The organism is Citrobacter sp. CK188, assembly GCF_030333525.1.
GTDB classification, from domain to species: domain Bacteria; phylum Pseudomonadota; class Gammaproteobacteria; order Enterobacterales; family Enterobacteriaceae; genus Citrobacter_B; species Citrobacter_B koseri.
In genome coordinates this window covers 1-16360 of sequence record NZ_JAOWFU010000029.1, presented here as the reverse complement: position 1 = coordinate 16360, position 16360 = coordinate 1, and the positions used below count along the sequence as shown (strand labels likewise).

14 protein-coding genes and 6 tRNA genes are annotated in these 16360 nt (G+C 53.7%); 10 read left to right on the top strand and 10 right to left on the bottom strand.

The genetic code is table 11. The features are described from left to right. Positions 1 to 10: 10 nt before the first annotated feature. From OGV67_RS05480 to glk, 3 genes are all read right to left on the bottom strand, one after another. The gene (locus OGV67_RS05480) at positions 11 to 1258 is read right to left on the bottom strand and encodes a PTS fructose transporter subunit IIC (protein WP_047462213.1); all 1248 of its coding nucleotides are present in this window, start codon (positions 1256 to 1258) and stop codon (positions 11 to 13) included. Between the two features lie 20 nt (positions 1259 to 1278). Further along, positions 1279 to 1605: a PTS fructose transporter subunit IIB gene (locus tag OGV67_RS05475; protein WP_047462211.1), complete on the bottom strand. Its 327-nt coding sequence runs from the start codon at positions 1603 to 1605 to the stop codon at positions 1279 to 1281. Between the two features lie 241 nt (positions 1606 to 1846). Further along, positions 1847 to 2812: a glucokinase gene (gene glk, locus OGV67_RS05470; RefSeq protein ID WP_012131396.1), complete on the bottom strand. Its 966-nt coding sequence runs from the start codon at positions 2810 to 2812 to the stop codon at positions 1847 to 1849. Positions 2813 to 3016: 204 nt separating this feature from the next. Between glk and OGV67_RS05465 the strand changes: the two genes are divergently transcribed. After that, complete coding sequence (locus OGV67_RS05465; RefSeq protein WP_200073627.1) at positions 3017 to 4252, top strand: ion channel protein; 1236 nt, start codon at positions 3017 to 3019, stop codon at positions 4250 to 4252. 13 nt (positions 4253 to 4265) lie between these two features. Here OGV67_RS05465 and OGV67_RS05460 read toward each other — a convergent pair whose 3' ends face one another. Next, positions 4266 to 5921, bottom strand: coding sequence for an alpha-keto acid decarboxylase family protein (locus OGV67_RS05460; protein ID WP_115614587.1), 1656 nt, complete (start codon positions 5919 to 5921; stop codon positions 4266 to 4268). A gap of 182 nt (positions 5922 to 6103) precedes the next feature. Here OGV67_RS05460 and mgrA point away from each other — a divergent pair, with 182 nt between their 5' ends. Then, entirely contained in the window at positions 6104 to 7102 is a 999-nt protein-coding gene (gene mgrA, locus OGV67_RS05455) for an L-glyceraldehyde 3-phosphate reductase (RefSeq protein WP_286465075.1), read from the top strand. 124 nt (positions 7103 to 7226) lie between these two features. After that, positions 7227 to 7547 carry a DUF2502 domain-containing protein YpeC gene (gene ypeC, locus OGV67_RS05450; protein ID WP_024130138.1) on the top strand — a complete coding sequence of 107 codons (321 nt, stop codon included), beginning with the start codon at positions 7227 to 7229 and terminating at the stop codon, positions 7545 to 7547. 100 nt (positions 7548 to 7647) lie between these two features. Here ypeC and OGV67_RS05445 read toward each other — a convergent pair whose 3' ends face one another. Beyond that, positions 7648 to 8886, bottom strand: coding sequence for an Nramp family divalent metal transporter (locus OGV67_RS05445; RefSeq protein ID WP_115614586.1), 1239 nt, complete (start codon positions 8884 to 8886; stop codon positions 7648 to 7650). Further along, a complete protein-coding gene (locus tag OGV67_RS22140; RefSeq protein ID WP_418222348.1) occupies positions 8867 to 8956 on the bottom strand; it encodes a hypothetical protein in 90 nt (29 codons plus the stop codon). The genes OGV67_RS05445 and OGV67_RS22140 overlap by 20 nt, the downstream gene beginning before the upstream one ends. A 275-nt stretch (positions 8957 to 9231) precedes the next feature. On the opposite strand from OGV67_RS22140, the gene nupC reads away from it, so the two are divergent. After that, on the top strand, positions 9232 to 10419 hold the full coding sequence (gene nupC / locus OGV67_RS05440) for a nucleoside permease NupC (RefSeq protein ID WP_012131386.1): 1188 nt from the start codon (positions 9232 to 9234) through the stop codon (positions 10417 to 10419). Positions 10420 to 10499: 80 nt separating this feature from the next. Here the strand turns inward: nupC and OGV67_RS05435 are convergent, their stop codons facing one another. From OGV67_RS05435 to OGV67_RS05425, 3 genes are all read right to left on the bottom strand, one after another. Then, positions 10500 to 12698, bottom strand: a complete 2199-nt coding sequence (locus OGV67_RS05435) for a sensor domain-containing phosphodiesterase (protein ID WP_115614584.1) — start codon at positions 12696 to 12698, stop codon at positions 10500 to 10502. Positions 12699 to 12908: 210 nt separating this feature from the next. Then, positions 12909 to 12984 (bottom strand) — tRNA-Ala (locus tag OGV67_RS05430). A 39-nt stretch (positions 12985 to 13023) separates the two neighbouring features. Continuing rightward, positions 13024 to 13099 (bottom strand) — tRNA-Ala (locus OGV67_RS05425). Between the two features lie 221 nt (positions 13100 to 13320). Here OGV67_RS05425 and OGV67_RS05420 point away from each other — a divergent pair. Next, a complete protein-coding gene (locus OGV67_RS05420; protein ID WP_012131384.1) occupies positions 13321 to 13683 on the top strand; it encodes a YfeC-like transcriptional regulator in 363 nt (120 codons plus the stop codon). Position 13684: 1 nt separating this feature from the next. After that, complete coding sequence (locus OGV67_RS05415) at positions 13685 to 14074, top strand: MerR family transcriptional regulator (RefSeq protein ID WP_012131383.1); 390 nt, start codon at positions 13685 to 13687, stop codon at positions 14072 to 14074. A 76-nt stretch (positions 14075 to 14150) separates the two neighbouring features. Here OGV67_RS05415 and gltX read toward each other — a convergent pair whose 3' ends face one another. Next, positions 14151 to 15566: a glutamate--tRNA ligase gene (gene gltX, locus OGV67_RS05410; protein ID WP_047462188.1), complete on the bottom strand. Its 1416-nt coding sequence runs from the start codon at positions 15564 to 15566 to the stop codon at positions 14151 to 14153. Positions 15567 to 15825: 259 nt separating this feature from the next. On the opposite strand from gltX, the gene OGV67_RS05405 reads away from it, so the two are divergent. The 4 genes from OGV67_RS05405 (at position 15826) to OGV67_RS05390 (ending at position 16223) form a co-directional block, all read left to right on the top strand. Then, positions 15826 to 15901, top strand: a tRNA-Val gene (locus OGV67_RS05405). A gap of 44 nt (positions 15902 to 15945) precedes the next feature. After that, positions 15946 to 16021 (top strand) — tRNA-Val (locus OGV67_RS05400). Positions 16022 to 16067: 46 nt separating this feature from the next. Further along, positions 16068 to 16143, top strand: a tRNA-Val gene (locus OGV67_RS05395). A gap of 4 nt (positions 16144 to 16147) precedes the next feature. After that, positions 16148 to 16223 (top strand) — tRNA-Lys (locus tag OGV67_RS05390). Positions 16224 to 16360 lie beyond the last annotated feature (137 nt).

The following is a 16360-nucleotide window of genomic DNA, read 5'->3' as shown; positions in this document are numbered from 1 at the left end:
AGTCCTTTTTTCAGAGGCTTTCAATCAGCAGTTTGCCTCTGCGATACATCATGTGACGCAGGAAAACGACCATCAGCGCCGTGATCACCGCCCCTAACACGATCCCCGCCATATAGACGCCAAGATTGCTCACCAGCGGCCATGCCCAAATCGCAGACTCAGGGAACCACTGCACGGCGCCCAGCCAGACGGCGGTTGTCGAGCCGACAATCGCGCCCACCATATACGAAGGGATTGCCGTGATCGGGCTTTCCAGCGCGAAAGGAATCGCCCCCTCACTGATCCCCATAAACGCCAGGAACATCGCGGTTTTGCCTTGCGGATACAGTTGCGCGTTAAACAGGCGTTTACCGGTTAAGCGACGATCGAGAATCGTTGCCAGCCCCAGACCAATCGGCGGGATCACAATCGCGATAGAACGCGCGGTGACGGGTAAAACGTGATCGGTAGTGAAACTAAAAGCGACAAATCCTGCGGCCTTGTTAATCGGGCCGCCGAGGTCAATTGCCGTTGCCGCTGAGATCCCCATTGCATACATCAGCGTTCCTTTTTCACCCGCCGCCGTCAGTAGCGTGCGGATACCGCCGTTGATCCATCCGCCAAACGGCGTGATCACGTAGTACATCGCCAGCATCACAAAAATGGCGGACAAAATGGGCAGCAAAAAGGTGGTTTTGAAGGCCAGTAAGAAATCAGGCAACTGGATTTTTTGATTCATCCACTTCACCAGATAGCCCGCGACAATCGAGATAATCAGCGCCCCGATGAACGTTGACGGTACGGGCGCGGTCGTTACCCATTGCAGGCTGGCCGGGTCAAAATTCAGTATCTGGGTTGGCTGGGTGGACATTAAGCCGCCGATGAATCCTGCGGGAAAGGCCAGCTTACCGCCGATAGAGTTAGCGACAAACGCCGCGAACATTGGAATCGCAAAGCCAAACAACACGCCGCCAAAGGATTGCGATAGCCAGGCGAATTTCAGTAATGAGAGGTTAAAACCGTCGAATTTTCCGCTATTCAGCGCATCCATAATACCGGTATCTGCGGGAATTTTCAGCCAGCTATAGGCAATCAGCTGGCTGAAAGCGAGAATCACCCCACCCATGATTAACGTGGGCACCATGCGCGAAATACCCGACATGACGTGCTGCGGAAGTTCGCCCCAGAAGCTGTTACGGGAGGCCGGAGGGGTTTTTATTGCCGCTGCCGCACCGGATGCGCCAGGCACAACGGTTGCACTGCGTTTTTTAATGGCCATATGTGTATCCCTGTCGAAAATTATTGTTGCTCTGCCGCAATCATCTCTTCGATTTCTTTAATGATACCGGCGGCGTTTTTTATCGCGTCCTGGAGCGTAATTTCATACACATCGCGCGACTCAAACCGTTCATTGTCTTCGGGGGTAACGGCAACGGAATGGATGATTAGCGTCGCCTCAGCGATATCCTGCGCCGTCAGGCGATTCTGGATGCCATCCGCCCCCTGGGTTTCAATTTTCACCTCGTATCCCGCTTCAACCGCCGCCTCTTCCAGCGCCTGAGCCGCCATAAATGTGTGGGCCAGCCCCATCGGGCATGCGCAAACAGCAATGAGTTTTTTCGCCATAACAGACTCCTCCAGATAGTTAACGAGAGAAATTATGGCGGTGAGAGCCTGCGCATTGTTATCAGACAAACAATGCTTTTACTGGACAAATAATCCCGTTAAACAGAAATGTGACGAGCGTCGGAAAGGTCGGCGACGGGCACAAAAAAACCGCGTCAGTGACGCGGTTTAAGGCCGGATAATGCAGGCATGACAGTCTTGCCTGATGGCGCTAACGCGTATCAGGCCTGCCGAGCTTCAATTACAAAATTTGCCCTAACGTCTGACGCAGATGCGCGCCGGAACCGAGCAGGCCGGGATTATCATGCACAATCAGGTAAACCGGAATATCCTGAACGTAGGCTTTGAAACGGCCTTTGTCTTCAAACCCGCCACGAAAGCCGGAGGCTTTAAAGAACTCCAGGAAGCGCGGCACGATGCCGCCCGCAATGTAGACGCCGCCAAACGTGCCCAGCGTCAACGCCAGATTACCGCCAAAACGGCCCATAATGACGCAAAACAGCGACAGCGCACGACGAGAGTCAATGCAGGTATCCGCCAGCGCGCGTTCGGTAATATCTTTCGGTTGCAGATTTTCTGGCAGACGGCCATCAGATTTGACGATAGCGCGATACAGATTCACCAGCCCAGGCCCCGACAACACGCGCTCGGCGGAGACGTGACCAATTTCCGCACGCAGTTCTTCGAGAATAATGCCTTCCTCTTCGCTGTTCGGCGCGAAGTCAACGTGACCGCCTTCGCCCGGCAGGCTGATCCAGCGTTTATCGACATGAACCAGGTGCGCCACCCCTAATCCGGTTCCGGCGCCGTAAACAGCAATCGGTTTGCCGGCAACCGGTTCCGCGCCGCCGAACTGGATCAGATGCTCTTTGCGCAGCATCGGGATCGCCATCGACACGGCGGTAAAATCGTTGATGATTTCCAGATGGCTAAAGCCAAGATTCTTTTTCATCTCCGCAATAGAAAATGCCCAGGTGTGGTTGGTCATCGCCACCCAGTCACCGGTGATCGGGCAGGCGATAGCGATACAGCCGTCTTCCACCCTGGCGTTATGCTCGTCCAGATACACGCGAACCACGGCTTCGAGGCTCGGATAGTCCAGCCCGGAATAGGTTTTCGCCTGCGAAATCTCCCCGCTGGTCATATCGCACAGAGCAAGACGCGCGTTGGTGCCGCCTACATCACCTACTAAAGCATATTTTGTCATTCTTCTACTGCTCCGCTAAAGTCAGAATAAATCTTTGCCACACTGTAAATTCATGGGGGCATAACAACAACGGTCGAAAGGCGAGCTCCCCAAAAATATCGATCTGCATCACATAATTACTTTATCGTTTCAGCACCATTTGCAGCGATGCCGTCGGGCAGGCTGTGCAAACTAAGCATATGACTCAGTATTAAGGAATAGATCATGCTCCATCCGCGAGCCAGAACGATGCTGTTATTATCGCTTCCCGCACTCATTATTGGCATTGCCTCCAGTCTGGTATTGATCGCCGTGATGAAAGTCGCCTCCGTTTTACAGCGCCTGCTGTGGGAGCAAATCCCCGTCGGCCTGGGCATTGCTCATGATTCCCCCGTCTGGATTATCGGCATGCTCACGTTTACCGGGATCATGGTCGGGCTTGTCATCCGCTACAGCCCTGGGCATGCAGGCCCGGACCCGGCGACCGAACCGCTGATCGGCGCGCCGATGAACCCTGTCGCGCTTCCGGGCCTGCTGATCGCGCTCATTCTCGGCCTGGCAGGTGGAGTAAGCCTGGGGCCGGAGCATCCCATTATGGCGGTGAATATCGCGCTGGCCGTCGCTATCGGCGCGCGCCTTTTCCCACGCATAGGGGCGCTGGACTGGACGATCCTGGCTTCCGCAGGCACTATCGGCGCGCTGTTCGGCACCCCTGTCGCCGCTGCGCTGATTTTCTCGCAAACCCTGAACAGCTCTGACGACACGCCCTTGTGGGATCGTCTGTTCGCTCCGCTGATGGCGGCAGCCGCGGGATCGTTAACCACCAGCCTGTTCTTCCATCCGCACTTCTCCTTGCCGATTGCGCACTACACGCAAATGCGGCTGAGCGATATTTTCAGCGGCGCAGTGGTAGCAGCCATTGCGATTGCGGCGGGTATGGTGGCGGTATGGTGTTTACCACGTCTGCATACGTTGGTGCATCGTCTGAAAAATCCGGTACTTATTCTCGGTATCGGTGGTTTTATGCTGGGGATTCTGGGCGTATTGGGCGGGCCGCTGACCCTCTTTAAAGGACTGGACGAGATGCAGCAGCTGGCGTTCAGCCAGACGCTGGGCGCCACGGACTACTTTATGCTGGCGATCGTTAAGCTGGGTGCGCTGGTTATCGCCGCCGCCTGCGGTTTCCGGGGCGGGCGTATCTTCCCGGCGGTCTTTGTAGGCGTGGCGCTGGGTCTGATGCTGCACGCGCATGTTGAAGCGGTTCCGGCGGCAATTACCGTCTCATGCGCAATTCTGGGGCTGATGCTGGTCGTAACCCGTGACGGCTGGCTGAGTCTGTTTATGGCCGCAGTCGTCGTACCGGACACCACCCTGCTTCCGCTGTTGTGCATCGTTATGCTTCCCGCCTGGCTCCTGCTGGCAGGCAAACCGATGATGGCCGTCAACCGCCACGACAGATAACCGGCCACCGCGTTTACTCCCCGTTGCGCGATTCCAGCGCGCGGGTGACGGTACGCAGCAATTCCGGCAAATCGGCTTTTGGCAGCACGACCTCAATCAGCGAAAACCGCTGCGGGGATTTCAGGCGCGCCAGCACTTCCTCCAGTTGGATAGCCTGCGTTACCCGCCAGCACTCCGCCTGACAGTTCGCACTGAGCGCCTGCGGAACCTGCGTCCAGTTCCATCCGGCGATATCGTTATAACGCTGGTTCGCCCCATGAATGGCGCGCTCCACGGTATAGCCATCGTTATTGAGCAGCAGAATGACCGGCGACTGTCCATCCCGCATCATCGACCCCAGTTCCTGAATCGTCAGTTGCGCCGCGCCGTCTCCGGTAATCAGAATCACTCGCCGTTCCGGGCAGGCGGTTTGCGCGCCAAAGGCAGCGGGCAAAGCATAGCCGATTGATCCCCAAAGCGGTTGCACCAGCACGTCCGCGCCAGCAGGCAGTGAAAGATCCGCCGCGCCAAACGCGGCGGTTCCCTGATCGGCAAGAATAATATCGCCCGGCAGCAGGTACGCCTGTACCGTATGCCAGAAGTTTTCTTGCGTCAGCGCCCCTTTCTCAATATGGCCGCCGGGCGCATGCGCCGGGGTCGGAGGAGGCGAAAATGAAAGTTCCAGACATAACTCGCGCAACGTAGTGACCGCCTGCTCCATAGACAGACCGCTGAACCAGCTATTCCCAACGCGCGAAGCATGCGGCTGGATTTCAATCGTGCATTCCTGCGGCAGTTGCTGTGTGAAACCCGCCGTCAGCGTATCAACAAACCGGGTGCCTACGCAGATAACGGTATCAGCCTCTTCAATCGCCTGACGCACCGATTCACTGCTGGCTCCGGCGCTGTATGTACCGACAAAATTCGGGTGCTGCTCATTAAACAGCCCTTTGCCCATGAGCAGCGTCGCGTGCGCTATTGGCGTCTCCGCCATCCAGCGTTGTAAAACCGGCTGCAAGCCGAAACGCAGAGCGAGAAAGTCTGCCAGCAGCGCCACGCGCGGGCTGTTCATCAGCCGCTGGCGCGCGCGATAGCGAAACGCCGCCACCGTGTCATTCTCCCCTTCGGCACGGTCAGGTGTGAGAACGTTTACAGGAGGGACAGCAGGTCGTTTTGCCACATCCGCCGGTAACATCAGATAGCCGGGTCTGCGCACCGTCAGCATTTCGCGTAATACGCGGTCGATTTCATAACAGGCGTTCTGTTCATTCAACACGGCGCTGGCGGCCGTTACAGCCTGGCTTATACGGTAAAAATGCTGAAAGTCGCCATCGCCGAGAGTGTGATGCATCAGTTCGCCCCGCCGCTGTGCGCCGCTGCATGGCGCGCCGACAATATGCAGCACGGGAACGTACTCTGCGTAGCTTCCCGCCAGGCCATTAAGCGCGCTTAACTCCCCTACGCCGAAAGTGGTCAACAACGCCCCTGCCCCGGCTAACCGGGCGTAGCCATCAGCCGCATAGGCGGCATTCAGCTCATTCGCGCACCCTACCCAGCATACGTCACGATGCGCAATCACATGGTCAAGAAACTGCAAATTATAATCGCCCGGCACACCAAAAAGATGCCCGATACCGCAGCCTGCCAGTCTGTCCAGCAGGTAATCCGCAACGGAGTATGGGGTTTGCATGACAGCTATCCTTCTGACGGTAACCTCATGTTGAGTATTAAAGAACTGTGATAGCTGTCCAGAAAAGCTGCTGCAAAAGGGGTGGAAAGCAGGATTTACAGTTTTTCACGGTGTAATCTCATTGAATAACAATCTGTGTAAACGTATACACTGGAAACTCACGTCATTCAGAGGGCAACAACATGGTTTATCGGGCCGATGAAAATCGCTACCAGACAATGGAGTATCGCCGCTGCGGTCAGAGCGGTTTAAAGCTCCCCGCCATTTCACTTGGGCTATGGCACAATTTCGGTGATACCACTCAGGTAGAGAACAGCCGGGCGCTGCTACAGCGTGCTTTTGATCTGGGAATTACCCATTTTGATCTCGCGAATAATTACGGCCCGCCGCCAGGTTCAGCAGAGCGCCATTTTGGCCGTATCCTACAGGAAGATTTTTTACCGTGGCGCGATGAACTGATCATTTCTACTAAAGCGGGTTATACCATGTGGGATGGCCCTTACGGTGACTGGGGTTCGCGCAAGTATTTGATAGCCAGCCTCGATCAAAGCCTGAAACGTCTGGGGCTGGAATATGTCGATATCTTCTATCACCACCGCCCTGACCCGGAAACGCCGCTCAAAGAGACGATGAAAGCGCTGGATCATATTGTTCGTCAGGGAAAAGCGCTGTACGTCGGGATTTCCAACTATCCGGCGGATCTGGCCAGACAGGCCATTGAGATCCTGGACGACCTGGGCACGCCGTGCCTGATTCACCAGCCCAAATACTCGATGTTTGAGCGCTGGGTCGAAGACGGCTTGCTGGCATTATTGCAGGAGAAAGGCGTTGGCAGTATCGCCTTTTCACCGCTGGCGGGCGGGCAATTAACCGATCGTTATCTCAACGGCATTCCGGCTGATTCCCGGGCCGCCAGCGGAAGCCGCTTCCTTAACCCGGATCAGATTACCCCAGAGAAACTGGAAAAAGTGCGCCAGTTAAATGCGCTGGCCGGACGTCGGGGGCAAAAACTGTCCCAGATGGCGCTGGCCTGGGTGCTGCGCGACGACAAAGTGACGTCAGTGCTGATTGGCGCCAGCAAGACCGCGCAAATTGAAGATGCCGTGGGGATGCTGGCGAATCGTCATTTTTCTCCCGCCGAATGCGCAGAAATCAACGCAATCCTGAAAGGCGGCCAATAATCACTTTTTAGCAAAAAGTGCTCTCACTCATGATTTAAGAGTTAAGGCGATGAAACGGGGCTTTACCGCCCCGTAATATTGCGTTAACAGGCCGATTACGGCTCGATCGTGAAGGAGAAAAAGAATGTTCAGGTCACTGATTCTGGCGGCAGCCTTATTGGCTTTTACACCGCTTGCCGCGAACGCTGGCGAAATCACCCTGTTGCCATCGATAAAATTACAAATTGGCGATCGCGATAATTACGGTAACTACTGGGACGGCAGATACTGGCGCGACCGGGATTACTGGCACCACCATTATGAATGGCGTAAAAATCGCTGGTGGCGACACGATAATGGCTATCATCGCGGCTGGGATAAGCGCAAAGCCTATGAACGCGGCTACCGCGAAGGTTGGCGCGATCGCGACCACCACCCTGGCCGGGGTCACGGACACCGTCATTAAAAATAGCCCCGTTCAAACGGGGCTATTTTCGAATTGTGTTTTTATCAGCAATACCGATTCAACCATTTCTCTTAACTTCCCTGACTACACGGCCTTCAAATCACAACCCCAGCGCGGTTCCTACCAGCAACCAGATATTCAGCGCCACCACCAGCACCACAATCATCCAGCCGATGTACTTGACCCATTGGGTATTCACCAGATCGCCCATCAATGTGCGATCGCTGGTAAAAATCAATAACGGCACCAGCGCCAGCGCAATGCCGAAACTCAGCAGGACCTGGCTCATCACCAGGATTCGGGTTGGATCGAGCCCCATAAGAATAACGATAAACGACGGTATCATCGTGATGGTGCGGCGTACCCACAGCGGAATGTGGAAGCGAACAAATCCCTGCATCACAACCTGCCCCGCCAGCGTACCGACCACGGTGGAAGAGAGCCCCGCCGCAACCAGGCTCAGGCCGAACACCGTCGCCGCAGCATGGCTAAGCAGCGGTTCCAGCGTCAGATACGCCTGATCAAGATCGGCAATACCGGTATGTCCGCTAAAATGGAACGCGGCGGCAGCGGTCGCCATCATCGCCAGGTTCACGAACCCTGCAATCGTCATCGCTATCGCCACATCCCATTTGGTGGCGGCATAGCGCTGCTGCCGGGAGCCGCCGTGCAGATGCTGCGTTAAAGAGGAATGCAGATAGATAACGTGGGGCATGATGGTCGCGCCCAGCACCCCGGCGGCCAGAAATACCGCCTCAGAGTTCGGCAGGCTGGGGATGATCATCCCTTTGCTCAGCTGCGCCAGGCTTGGCTGCGAAAAAATCAGTTCCACAATATAGGCTGCGGCCACAAACAGCAGTAATCCGCCAATCACTTTTTCCAGCGGTTTTTGCCCACGACGCTGCAACATCAGAATCAGGAATGTGGCGATACCCGTCAGCACCGCCCCCTGCAACAAGGAGATGCCGAGAATGAGTTTAAAGCCGATCGCCGCCCCGATAAATTCCGCTAAGTCGGTGGCCATCGCGATGATTTCCGCCTGAACCCAATAGAACCAGACGACAGGGCGCGGGTAATGATCGCGAATTTGCTCCGCCAGGTTTTTGCTTGTCGCAATCCCCAGTTTGGCCGACAGAACCTGAATGAGCATCGCCATCAGGTTCGCCCAGACAACCACCCACAGCAATTTATAGCCAAAGCTGGCCCCGGCCTGGATATTGGTCGCAAAGTTACCGGGATCGATGTATCCGATCGCGGCGATGAACGCCGGGCCCATCAATGCGAGCCTTAACTTGCGCGCCGCTCGTCCACTACTGCTTTCAACGCGATCGTTTGTCATCTTTTGCCTCAGAAACATAGCCTTTGCTATGTTTTATGCTATGTTTATTGAGAATGATTATCAAGTGCATTTTAATGGGTAACGTTGATATCTCTGATAGCGCCAGACTATGGGCCAGCAAGGGAGGGTCGAAAAACAAAACCAGGTTGTTTGTTAATTGTATGAGATTAGCACAATGACATAACTTTTCACTTCCATACTAAACATAACAGAAACGTATTCCAGATCACTAATTTTGAATCTCATCACAGCTCCTTATTATAGTGTGTGTTTGATCTCGTTTTCTTTATTGTTGTTGCATAGAATGTGCACGGAAATTAAACCTGCCTCATATTTGGAGCAAATATGGACCGCGTCCTTCATTTTGTCCTGGCCCTCGCTGTTGTTGCGGTACTCGCACTGCTGGTAAGCCATGACCGTAAAAAAATTCGCATTCGTTACGTCATTCAGCTACTTGTTATCGAAGTTTTACTGGCCTGGTTCTTCCTGAACTCAAACGTTGGCCTGGGCTTCGTGAAAGGTTTCTCCGAGATGTTTGAAAAACTGCTCGGTTTTGCCAACGAAGGGACCAACTTCGTTTTCGGCAGCATGAACGATCAGGGCCTGGCCTTCTTCTTCCTGAAAGTCCTTTGCCCCATCGTCTTTATTTCCGCGCTGATCGGTATTCTTCAGCACATCCGCGTTCTGCCGGTTGTGATTCGCGCGATTGGTTTCCTCTTATCCAAAGTCAACGGGATGGGTAAACTGGAATCATTTAACGCCGTCAGTTCCCTGATTCTGGGCCAGTCTGAGAACTTTATCGCGTATAAAGACATCCTCGGCAAAATGTCCCGCAATCGTATGTACACGATGGCGGCAACGGCAATGTCTACCGTATCCATGTCTATCGTGGGCGCGTACATGACCATGCTGGAGCCGAAATATGTCGTTGCGGCGCTGGTTCTGAACATGTTCAGCACCTTTATCGTTCTGTCAGTGATCAACCCGTATCGCGTCGAAGCCAGCGAAGAAAATATTCAGATGTCTAACCTGCACGAAGGTCAGAGCTTCTTCGAAATGCTGGGCGAATACATTCTGGCGGGCTTTAAGGTCGCGATTATCGTTGCGGCGATGCTGATTGGCTTTATCGCCCTGATCGCGGCGCTGAACGCCCTGTTCGCGGCCGTTCTGGGCATCTCCTTCCAGGGCATTCTGGGTTACATCTTCTACCCGGTGGCCTGGGTCATGGGGGTTCCGGCGAATGAAGCGCTTCAGGTAGGCAGTATCATGGCGACCAAACTGGTATCTAATGAATTCGTCGCCATGATGGATCTACAGAAAATCGCCTCTACGCTCTCTCCGCGCGCGGAAGGCATCATCTCTGTATTCCTGGTCTCCTTCGCTAACTTCTCTTCCATCGGGATTATCGCCGGCGCGATTAAAGGTCTGAACGAAGAGCAAGGCAACGTGGTTTCACGTTTTGGTCTGAAACTGGTGTACGGCTCAACGCTGGTGAGCGTACTGTCTGCGTCTATCGCAGCGCTGGTGCTGTAATTACGGTATCGCCAGGCGGCGGCGCAAACGCCTTCATCTGGCCTTACGACGCGCAACCGGGGACATGTTCCCCGGTTTTTTTATAGCTGTAGCGCTTCCAGCGGGCGCGGTCGCCCAATCAGATAACCTTGTAGATAGTTCACGCCCAGGCTTAAGAGTAATTCCCGCTGCTCCGGCGTCTCGACAAATTCGGCAACCACGCATAAGGATTTCGCTTTCGCGAGATCGGTAATTGATTTCACGATCATCGCATCCAGAGAGTCCGTCATAATGTCTTTTATGAAGCAACCATCAATCTTGATGATATCTGCCCGCAGGCGTTTAAGACGTTCATAGTTCGCGTATCCCGTACCAAAATCATCAATGGCTATCCTGAAACCGAAATTCCGCAGTTGCGCAATATTCTGCGTGCTGATTTCAGAATTGGAAAACGCCTGCTCTTCGGTGATTTCGATGATCACGCTTTCTGGCGTAATACCATAACGCCTGAACAGGCCGATAATGCGTGATGCGCTCTCTTTATTCAGTAACGTCAACGGCATTAAATTGACCGAGAAACGGGCGCCCGGCGCTGTCGTCGGATGGGTAGCTATCCATCGCAGCAGGGCCTCCACAACCTGTAAATCAAAGCGGGCGCTGAGGTTAAATTGGGCAATCAGTGGAATAAACCGATCCGGCGTCATAATGCCGTCATCACTTTTCAGCCGCGCCAGAACCTCCGCATACCCTTTCCCCTGCGCGTTGAGAATCGGTTGCGCGTACAAAACCAGATCGCCGTTCTCCAGCGCTTTGCGAACCTTTTGCAGCAGTAATACCCGTTCCGTCGTCTGATCGGAGACTGCCTCAAGACTTTGGGTCAGCGCCATAACCCGGTGGTTCGCGCAGGATTGCTCCGACAGCCAGCTAAGCTGCCCCAGCAGGGGTTGTAGCGTCTCCTGTCTGCCGTCGTAAGCGCCCCACGCGGCGCCGTATTCCATATCCAGCCCGGTATTGTTCCAGTAAATTTTACGGCTATTGAGGAGATTAACCATATGTTGCAGGCGGGCTTCCGTCTCAGGGCCGCGAAGCACTAACAACAATTCGCTGCCTGGCACCTGAAATACGCTCTCGTTTTCTTGCAGGAACGGTTGCAGCATTCGACACACCGAGCGTTTGCAATGAACGCGCATCAGCATGCCGTAATGTCGACTCAAAAATTCCAGGTTTTCCATCCGCAGGCAGCAAACCGTTTGCCCTGTTCCCTGCAACAAAAATTGCTCCAGCGCGCGAATGTTAGGAAGGCGCGTCAACGGGTCGGTTAACGCCTGACCATGCCACTGTCGGTTCAACCATTCGCTGCGTTGATAAATACACACCATATACAACAAGCAAATACTAAAGGAGATGAGAACAGAGAGGATAAAGGCCAGTGAATATTCGGAGCCGACGCCCTGCAAGAAATTCCGGTTATACACCAGCAGGCACAGCGCAGAGATGGCCCAGCTGAGGTTCAGCAGCGGATAACTCAACCTGCCCACACCGAGCGTAAAAACAATAAAAAAGACGGGCACCAGATAACCGGCAATATAGTCGGCATCAAAAGGCGCGCACATCAGAACGATCAGCGCCACGACGACGGAGATCCAGGTCAGGGTAAACAGACGCTTCTCTTTGACCAGATACGGCGCAATGTCCCTGCGCCAGAAAATGCGGCAATAGCGCGGGTTGATTATCATCCGCAGAGGATAATAAAAGAGCATAGTGAAAATCAGGACCGCTGAAATCAGGCTCAGAATATCCACGATGGTATAAATAATGGTTGCCGTACCAAAGAATGTTGATATCGCAACAGGGTAGTCCAGACAATGCCCCGCGAGATACATGCTGGCTTTGATGCCCGCCGGCGCGACAAACCCGAGCCAGAAGATACGCAACCAGATATTCCTGTCAGGCAATCCATGACGCCAGCGCGCCCCCACTTGCCAGCGGACAATCCCGCAAATGCCCAATACGGAAAAGGTCTGACAAAATAACAGCACCGCTGCCTGCATTAACGGGAGATGAAGGTTCCAGTGATTGGTCGCCATCATCGCTAAAATGATGGGGACAATACCGCGTCGGCCAAATAAGAACAGCACGGAAAACATGACGCATAGCGGCAGCCAGGCCAGGAAAATAGAGCTGTCATCGACAACGGCGAGCGGAGAAATAGAGCGGGAGAACTGTATGCCGACAATGGATAGCGTCAAAGAAACGATAAATATTTTTATATTTTTTAGTAAGTTATGCTTATCCTGCATAGATTCCCTGTTCTCATCAGTCACGCTATAAGGCACACAAATAATAAGTTTATTCGTGACGCGAAGCAAACCTGCACAGGCCTGATATCAGGCGCTCTTACACGTTCTTTCATTTGATACAAAGGTATTGACGCTTACTGAAACTGTATTACAAAAATGGCGGGAACGCAGATACAAAAAACCCCCGCTTTTCAGCGAGGGTTCAAATTTTGGTGGAGCTAAGCGGGATCGAACCGCTGACCTCTTGCATGCCATGCAAGCGCTCTCCCAGCTGAGCTATAGCCCCACGATGCTTTTACGTACCAGATTTGTTGGGATTCAAATTTGGTGGAGCTAAGCGGGATCGAACCGCTGACCTCTTGCATGCCATGCAAGCGCTCTCCCAGCTGAGCTATAGCCCCGTCACGTAAAGCTTGTCGAGTTGACGGGCGGCATCATATGAATTCCCTTCGCATGTGTCAACGGCAAAATGCCACCGGCAAATTCAATCGCTGAAAAAGCAGGCAAATGAAGAACATTGCGTAACAACTCGCATTTAGTAGTTAAACGCGTCACGGTTTCAACTAAAATGATGCTATAAAGTGAACCGCTAATTAACCATACGACTATTCAGGGAATCGTTATGTTCAAGGAACGGATGACGCCAGAAGAACTCGCTAATCTGACCGGTTACAGCCGACAAACCATCAACAAATGGGTGCGCAAGGAAGGCTGGACGACGTCGCCCAAACCAGGCGTACAGGGAGGAAAAGCCCGGCTGGTACACGTTAATGAGCAGGTTCGCGAATATATCCGCAGCGCCGAGCGTTCTGCGGAGGGAGCATCGGAATCCTTTTCGTTAACCAGCGATACCTCTCTTGAATCGCTGCTGGTCACGCTGGCCAAAGAGATGACGCCATCTGAACAGAAGCACTTTACGTCTTTGCTTTTGCGTGAAGGGATTACCGGTTTGTTACAACGCTTAGGGATTCGCGATAGCAAATAATATGAAAAAATTACGCAGCAAAATGACGACCGAAGAGTTGGCGGAGTGCCTTGGCGTCGCCAGACAAACCGTTAATCGGTGGATCAGAGAACAAGGATGGGAAACTGAAAAGTTTCCGGGCGTAAAAGGCGGTCGGGCAAGGCTCATTCACATTGATGCTCGCGTACAGGAATTTATTCTTAACATCCCTGCCTTCCGCAACCATTCTGCGTTTTATCAGGCGGAGGAGCCGCTTGCCGAATACAGCCACGTTGTGCGCAGCCACGCCTATCGCCAGATTATTGATGCCGTAGAGAACATGTCGTCCAAAGAGCAGGAAAAACTGGCGCAGTTTCTGTCGCGAGAAGGCATACGCGGTTTTCTCGCCCGTTTGGGTCTTGATGAATCATAGACCCAATAAGCGCAACGCCATCGGGCAACAGGCCGGATGGCGGCGCAACCCCCACCCGGCCTACGGTTAATACACCTTACTGCTGATTTTCACGTTCCGCGATAAAAGCCAGCGCTTTATTGATGCGCTCAATGCTGCGGGATTTACCAATCGCATGCACCGTGACGTCCAGCGCCGGAGACTGGCCTGCGCCAGTGACGGCAACGCGCAGCGGCATACCGACTTTACCCATCCCCACTTCCAGCTCATCGGCTGTCGCCTGAATTGCATGGTGTACGTTTTCTGCGCTCCACTCTGTGATGGCCGCCAGCTTATCACGCACCACTTCCAGCGGCTGACGCGCGACCGGGCGCAGGTGTTTTTTCGCCGCATCCGCGTCGAACTCAGCAAAGTCCTCATAGAAATAGCGGCAGCTTTGCGCCATCTCTTTCAGTGTTTTGCAGCGTTCGCCCAGCAGTTTCACCAGTTCAGCCAGCTGCGGGCCGTTACGGGTATCGATATTCTCCTGCTCAATGTGCCATTGCAGGTGCGTTGCCACATATTCCGGCGCCAGAGAATTGATGTAGTGATGGTTCAGCCACAGCAGTTTGTCAGTGTTGAACGCACTGGCGGATTTGCTCACGGCATTCAACGAGAACAGCTTGATCATCTCTTCACGGGTGAAGATCTCCTGATCGCCGCTGGACCAGCCCAGACGCACCAGGTAGTTCAGCAGCGCTTCCGGCAGGTAGCCGTCGTCACGATACTGCATCACGCTGACCGCGCCATGACGCTTGGACAGTTTTTTACCGTCGTCGCCGTTGATCATGGAAACGTGCGCGTACACCGGAACCGGCGCGTTCAGCGCTTTCAGGATGTTAATCTGGCGCGGCGTGTTGTTGATATGGTCTTCGCCACGAATCACATGGGTGATTTCCATATCCCAGTCATCCACAACCACGCAGAAGTTATAGGTCGGGGAACCGTCGGTACGACGAATGATCAGATCGTCCAGCTCCTGGTTGCTGAATTCGATCGGCCCACGGATCTGGTCGTCAAAAATAACGGAGCCGTCCTGCGGGTTGGCAAAACGCACAACGCAAGGCTCATCGTCAGAATGATGTTCGTGACCATGACGGCAGCGGCCGTCGTAACGCGGCTTCTCGCCTTTCGCCATTTGTTCTTCGCGCAGTGCTTCCAGACGCTCTTTGGAGCAGTAGCATTTATATGCCGTACCCGCTTCCAGCATCTCATCAATCACCGCGTTGTAACGATCAAAACGTTTGGTCTGGAAATACGGGCCTTCATCCCATTCCAGGCTCAGCCAGTTCATACCATCCATAATGGCTTCAATAGCTTCCGGCGTGGAGCGTTCGAGATCGGTGTCTTCAATACGCAGCACAAACTCACCGCCGTGGTTACGTGCAAAAAGCCAGGAGTAAAGAGCAGTACGCGCGCCGCCGACGTGCAGATAGCCTGTCGGGCTTGGCGCGAAGCGAGTTTTGATTTTCATGAAATGGCCTTACGTTTATTAAAGATGCCGACAACCGGCAAATCCGGGAAAGATTATCAGGCTGGTATTCTATCACCGTGGTCTGATTCCTCAATGTTGTTCGGGTTGGAACATCACGCTTTGCGATTTTCGTATACAAATCATGCTGAACGGAGTAATTCGCGATCGTTTTGTTTAAATTTACGACGAACGGACAATTTCTTTAGAAAATGCGTTGACTCATTTTCAACTCTCCCTATAATGCGACTCCACACAGCGGGGGTGATTAGCTCAGCTGGGAGAGCACCTCCCTTACAAGGAGGGGGTCGGCGGTTCGATCCCGTCATCACCCACCAACTACTTTATGTAGTCTCCGCCGTGTAGCAAGAAATTGAGAAGTGGGTGATTAGCTCAGCTGGGAGAGCACCTCCCTTACAAGGAGGGGGTCGGCGGTTCGATCCCGTCATCACCCACCACTTTCTCGCCAGCTGGATTTCTTGCAGTAAAATGAAGTACCGAAGTGGGTGATTAGCTCAGCTGGGAGAGCACCTCCCTTACAAGGAGGGGGTCGGCGGTTCGATCCCGTCATCACCCACCACTTCGGGTCGTTAGCTCAGTTGGTAGAGCAGTTGACTTTTAATCAATTGGTCGCAGGTTCGAATCCTGCACGACCCACCAATGTAAAAAGGCGCCCTAAAGGCGCCTTTTTGCTATGCGCAATATTTATGATTCGAACCTGTAGCAGGTTCGGGTCGAACGTAGTGAGACAACGGAGCCGCTAGCGGCGACGGCCCGAAGGGCGAGCGAAGCGAGTC

Excerpts from the sequence above, each read along its gene's own strand:
- OGV67_RS05480 (WP_047462213.1), bottom strand. The coding sequence starts at position 1,258 with ATGGCCATTAAAAAACGCAGTGCAACCGTTGTGCCTGGCGCATCCGGT.
- OGV67_RS05475 (WP_047462211.1), bottom strand. The coding sequence starts at position 1,605 with ATGGCGAAAAAACTCATTGCTGTTTGCGCATGCCCGATGGGGCTGGCC.
- glk (WP_012131396.1), bottom strand. The coding sequence starts at position 2,812 with ATGACAAAATATGCTTTAGTAGGTGATGTAGGCGGCACCAACGCGCGT.
- OGV67_RS05465 (WP_200073627.1), top strand. The coding sequence starts at position 3,017 with ATGCTCCATCCGCGAGCCAGAACGATGCTGTTATTATCGCTTCCCGCA.
- OGV67_RS05460 (WP_115614587.1), bottom strand. The coding sequence starts at position 5,921 with ATGCAAACCCCATACTCCGTTGCGGATTACCTGCTGGACAGACTGGCA.
- mgrA (WP_286465075.1), top strand. The coding sequence starts at position 6,104 with ATGGTTTATCGGGCCGATGAAAATCGCTACCAGACAATGGAGTATCGC.
- ypeC (WP_024130138.1), top strand. The coding sequence starts at position 7,227 with ATGTTCAGGTCACTGATTCTGGCGGCAGCCTTATTGGCTTTTACACCG.
- OGV67_RS05445 (WP_115614586.1), bottom strand. The coding sequence starts at position 8,886 with ATGACAAACGATCGCGTTGAAAGCAGTAGTGGACGAGCGGCGCGCAAG.
- OGV67_RS22140 (WP_418222348.1), bottom strand. The coding sequence starts at position 8,956 with ATGCACTTGATAATCATTCTCAATAAACATAGCATAAAACATAGCAAA.
- nupC (WP_012131386.1), top strand. The coding sequence starts at position 9,232 with ATGGACCGCGTCCTTCATTTTGTCCTGGCCCTCGCTGTTGTTGCGGTA.
- OGV67_RS05435 (WP_115614584.1), bottom strand. The coding sequence starts at position 12,698 with ATGCAGGATAAGCATAACTTACTAAAAAATATAAAAATATTTATCGTT.
- OGV67_RS05420 (WP_012131384.1), top strand. The coding sequence starts at position 13,321 with ATGTTCAAGGAACGGATGACGCCAGAAGAACTCGCTAATCTGACCGGT.
- OGV67_RS05415 (WP_012131383.1), top strand. The coding sequence starts at position 13,685 with ATGAAAAAATTACGCAGCAAAATGACGACCGAAGAGTTGGCGGAGTGC.
- gltX (WP_047462188.1), bottom strand. The coding sequence starts at position 15,566 with ATGAAAATCAAAACTCGCTTCGCGCCAAGCCCGACAGGCTATCTGCAC.